Origin of the sequence: Shewanella litoralis, from assembly GCF_009828585.1 — a bacterium.
GTDB classification, from domain to species: domain Bacteria; phylum Pseudomonadota; class Gammaproteobacteria; order Enterobacterales; family Shewanellaceae; genus Shewanella; species Shewanella litoralis.
In genome coordinates, this window is sequence record NZ_WSRZ01000050.1 from 1 (window position 1) to 4,575 (window position 4,575).

The 4,575-nt window shown below is 45.0% G+C and carries 2 protein-coding genes; one reads left to right on the forward strand and one right to left on the reverse strand.

The window, feature by feature from the left end; all coding sequences use genetic code 11:
* Positions 1–254 precede the first annotated feature (254 nt).
* Positions 255–2,372: an FAD-dependent 5-carboxymethylaminomethyl-2-thiouridine(34) oxidoreductase MnmC1 gene (gene mnmC1, locus GQA99_RS19985; protein WP_229785983.1), complete on the reverse strand. Its 2,118-nt coding sequence runs from the start codon at positions 2,370–2,372 to the stop codon at positions 255–257.
* 132 nt (positions 2,373–2,504) lie between these two features.
* Between mnmC1 and fabB the strand changes: the two genes are divergently transcribed.
* Positions 2,505–3,719, forward strand: coding sequence for a beta-ketoacyl-ACP synthase I (gene fabB, locus GQA99_RS19990; protein WP_170293574.1), 1,215 nt, complete (start codon positions 2,505–2,507; stop codon positions 3,717–3,719).
* Positions 3,720–4,575 lie beyond the last annotated feature (856 nt).

The following is a 4,575-nucleotide window of genomic DNA, read 5'->3' on the forward strand; positions in this document are numbered from 1 at the left end:
CTAATTGCATTAGGGCTGCGGGTATATAAAACACCCGATTTACAAGCCGGATATATGAAGGCAATGAATTTGTTTATTAACGCTTCGAAATCACTTGCAAAACGGGTGGGTCCATATATGACGTAGTAGTGGGCGTCACGTGAATACTAATGAGCAAATGATGTCGTTTCGCTCCAACTGCCCGTCATCCCTGAGTGCTTGTATCAGGGATCCAGGTGTTTCGATTTAAGGTTCTAGAATCTCGGTCCTAAAACTCACATCAATGCTTTGCCTTTAAGCAATTTGCGCAGCCACATTCTATTGGGGCTGAGCAATGCTTGTAATTCCAGGTTGAGTGGTGACAGTTCGCCGCAGAGGTTTGCGGCGAGGCATTCGGCTACCAGTGGGCCTGAGCTTAGGCCGCGTGAGCCTAGGCCGCCTAAAACATATAAGCCGTCATAAATAGGTGCTGGTGTGGTTTGCCAGTAACGTTGCCATTGGCTCGGTTTGTCTTTTGATTGTTGCTGCAGAGCATAGCGCTTAAATAACTCTTCAACATTAGTTGCGCATCCCATTACGGGGAAGTGGTCGCGACTGACCATCCTTACGCCGACTCTGGCGTCATTGTTTGAAACATCAATATCGTTAGGCCAGTTTGAATTGGGGAAGCTTTGCTTCATCTTCAAGCTGTTTTCGTGCTGTTCTTGTGCGCAAAATACTAAGTGTTTTGGATCTTTAACATAACTGGCGCCAACACAATGTAATTGTTGATGTTGCGGGGTTAAGTATCCATTGGCACAAATGACGGTTGAGAGTTGTGCCAATTCACCTTTGGCGGGTACATGGCTCACCTGGCCTCTAAATCCGCTGATTTGCAGCTGTTTGGTTTGTGGGAAGTCGGTGAGTTGTGCACCTGAGGCGACGACTAATTGTTGATGTGTGGCGATGGATGACTCAGCGCCATCTATAAACAGTTGCCAACCTTGCGGGCTCGTTTCAATCTTCTTTATATGACTATTATAGACAACCGTTACGTTAGCTAACATTTGTGCTTTGGCGATTGCAGCTTGTGCAAATTCAAACGGGCAGGCCCACCCGCCGAGTGGATAATAGAAGCCTGTTTTGTCGATATCGAGATTGGCAAGCTTGCTCGCTTGTTTGCTATCGACCGCTAATGCGATTTCGGCTGGCCAGTCTTGACCGCCGATTATTTTGGTTAATCTGGTTTCACTGCGCTCGTCAAAACCTGTGTGTAGTACACCGCACCATTGATGGCCAATAGTAAAGCCGTCACTCACTAACGACTCAATTTGGCGGCGGCTGAATAAAAAAGCTTGTTGAAAAAACTGACTTAAAGGCCCGTTTTCGGGTGTGAGTAATGGGTAAATCGCGCCTTGCTTATTACCCGATGCACCTTGACCTAATTGCGCGTCTTTGCAGTAAATAATGCTATTTTTGCCTCGTTGTGCCAGTGACAACGCAAGGCTTGCAGCGGCTATGCCGCCACCGATGATGGCAATAGGGTGGTTGTCGTTAACGTGCTTGGGTGTTGGATTATAGGCAAACTGTTGTTTTAACTGCTGGGTTAATGCCTTTCGCTCTGCAATGACGATGTCATCAGCCGAGTTTTGTGTTGTTTGTTGGTTGACAAGGTTGCTGTTAAATCCACATTGATGCAGTTGCTTGTCGATTGCAGGTAACGTTACTGCTGATGATGAATTTGTTGCCGAGGAATTTACCGCAACATAAAAACTGGCATTATGACGACTGAGTCGACCACATTGCCATAATACTGCCTGATTAAAATAGTGATCCCTTGCATGAGTATGACTCGTATCGGGAAGGGCAAACCAATGCTCAATAGTCTGTGAGTGAGGCGTTGCAATGGTTTTTAATTGCTCGAGCGGGTTGCCAAAATGTATATCGACAATAAGCTGTGTTTGGCTGAATGTTACCCGCTGGCAACCGTTAATTGCTGCAAGTTGCGTATTTAACAATGCCTGAGCATGAACCGCTAATGGGTGATTTAAGCTGAGTAAACCTTGCTGTGACCATGTTTGTTCAAGCTGCTGACAATTGATAGCTTGTTGTGCAAATACAATGAGATGTACACGATTTACTTTGTTATTGTGTTGTTGCTGATTGTTATGCTCAATTGCTGCTTGTAACAATAGAATTTCATGACCATCGCCAAAGCCAAATTGGCCGAGGGTGAGTAAATTGGTTTGCTTAATGGCACTGTGTTGAGCGTCACCGGTTTGCAATACTGTATCGATATACTGCTGTACAGATTGATAATATTGATTCTCAGAGTCGCTATTATTCGCCAACAATACGCTTTTATGCAGAGGTTGCTGGGTGTTAGGTGAAGATAAAAAAGTGCTTTTACTCAAAATATTTTACTCAGGCCACATAACTTGGCATTATTTTACCTGCGTTTATGGAAAGCTGACCACTTAATTGCTTCAAAGAAGCTATGATTGCGGCAATTAAGTACCGACATGTACCAAATGGATAGCAAAAAAATGAAAAGAGTCGTGATCACCGGAATGGGTGTTGTTTCAAGTATCGGTAATAACAAGCAAGAAGTTAGTGAGTCGCTAAAAGCGGGTCGCAGCGGTATTACTCACTCGGCACAGTTTGAAGAAATGCAATTACGTAGCACAGTTTGGGGTGACATTAAAATGAACCCTGCTGATCACATTGATCGTAAAGCTCTGCGCTTTATGGGCGATGCAGCTGCATACGCTTATATTGCCATGCAAGAAGCGATTGCTGACGCTAATTTGACTGAAGAACAATATTCTAATTTCCGTGTTGGCCTTGTCGCCGGTACGGGTGGTGCGTCGTCTAAAAACCAGGTTCAAGCAGCTGATACGCTTCGTGAAAAAGGCGTTAAACGTGTTGGACCGTATATTGTGCCACGTATTATGGCCAGTACTGCGAGCGCGTGTTTGGCTACACCATTCAAAATTAAAGGCGTGAACTATTCAATTAGTTCAGCTTGTGCAACTTCAGCACATTGTATTGGCCACGCTGTTGAACTTATCCAAATGGGTAAGCAAGATATGGTTTTTGCTGGCGGTGCTGAAGAAGTTGATTGGACGTTAACAATGGGCTTTGATGCGATGGGTGCGTTGTCGACTAAGTACAATGACACACCAGAAAAAGCGTCTCGTACCTATGATGCAGACCGTGATGGTTTTGTTATTTCGGGTGGCGGCGGAATCGTTGTTGTTGAAGAATTAGAACACGCACTTGCACGTGGCGCTAAAATTTATGCTGAAATCATTGGTTACGGTGCTACATCTGATGGTTACGACATGGTTGCTCCGTCTGGCGAAGGTGCTGTACGTTGTATGCAAATGGCCCTAGCCGATGTTGATACACCTGTTGATTACATCAACACACATGGTACATCGACTCCAGTTGGTGACATGCGTGAGCTTGAAGCATTACGCGAAGTGTTTGGCGACAACATGCCACCGATTGCGTCTACCAAGTCTTTAACCGGTCATGCCCTAGGCGCTGCTGGTGTTCATGAAGCGATTTACAGCATGATCATGATGGAAGACAGCTTTATTGCCCCAAGCATTAACATCGATAACCTTGATGAAAAAGCTGCTGGCATGCCAGTAGTGCAAGAAATGCGTAAAGCAGAGTTAAACACCATCATGAGCAACAGCTTCGGCTTTGGTGGCACTAACGCCACATTAGTGATGCGTAAGTACAAAGCATAATTTTATGCTAGCAGCCTAGACTGCTCTGCACTTAAGAAAGCCAGCATTGCAAACAACGCTGGCTTTTTTGTTTTTTGTTTTTTGTCTTTTGTCTTTTGTTTTTCACTTATGGTTTACGTCATTCCTTTAATGTGATTACTCCGTCGAGTGCTCTCATTACACGGTTCTTTTAATATCCACTACTATGTCATTTACTCATTCGTCTCCAGTTGACGCCCACTACCACGTCGTTCCGGCAATGCTTTTAAGCCGGAATCCAGGTGTTTAGTTTGTCGTTCCGGCAATGTTTTTAAGCCGGAATCCAGGTGTTGGTTTACGCTGTATACAAGGTCAAAAGCAACACCTGGATCCCTGATACAAGCACTCAGGGATGACGTGCGGGTGGGGCATTCAAATAGCGTCCACTACTACGTCGTGTGCTCATTCGTATTCAGTTGACGCCCACTACCACGTCGTTCCGGCAATGCTGTTTAGCCGGAATCCAGGTGTTGGTTTACGCCGTATACAAGCGGCAAGATCAAAAGCAACACCTGGATCCCTGATACAAGCACTCAGGGATGACATGCGGGTGGGGCATTCAAATAGCGTCCACTACTACGTCGTGTGCTCATTCGTATTCAGTTGACGCCCACTACCACGTCGTTCCGGCAATGCTGTTTAGCCGGAATCCAGGTGTTGGTTTTATGCTTCTAAACATAGTCAACAGAAACACCTGGATCCCTGATACAAGCTGATGTGGTCAAGTAAATCTGTACACAAACAAGAGATATGCTTTAAGCAGCATTTTCAGCTGCTGTTGGGGTCATATAATTATTATAACTATGCCCACGTTTTGTATTGTAGTGCTTCAATATAT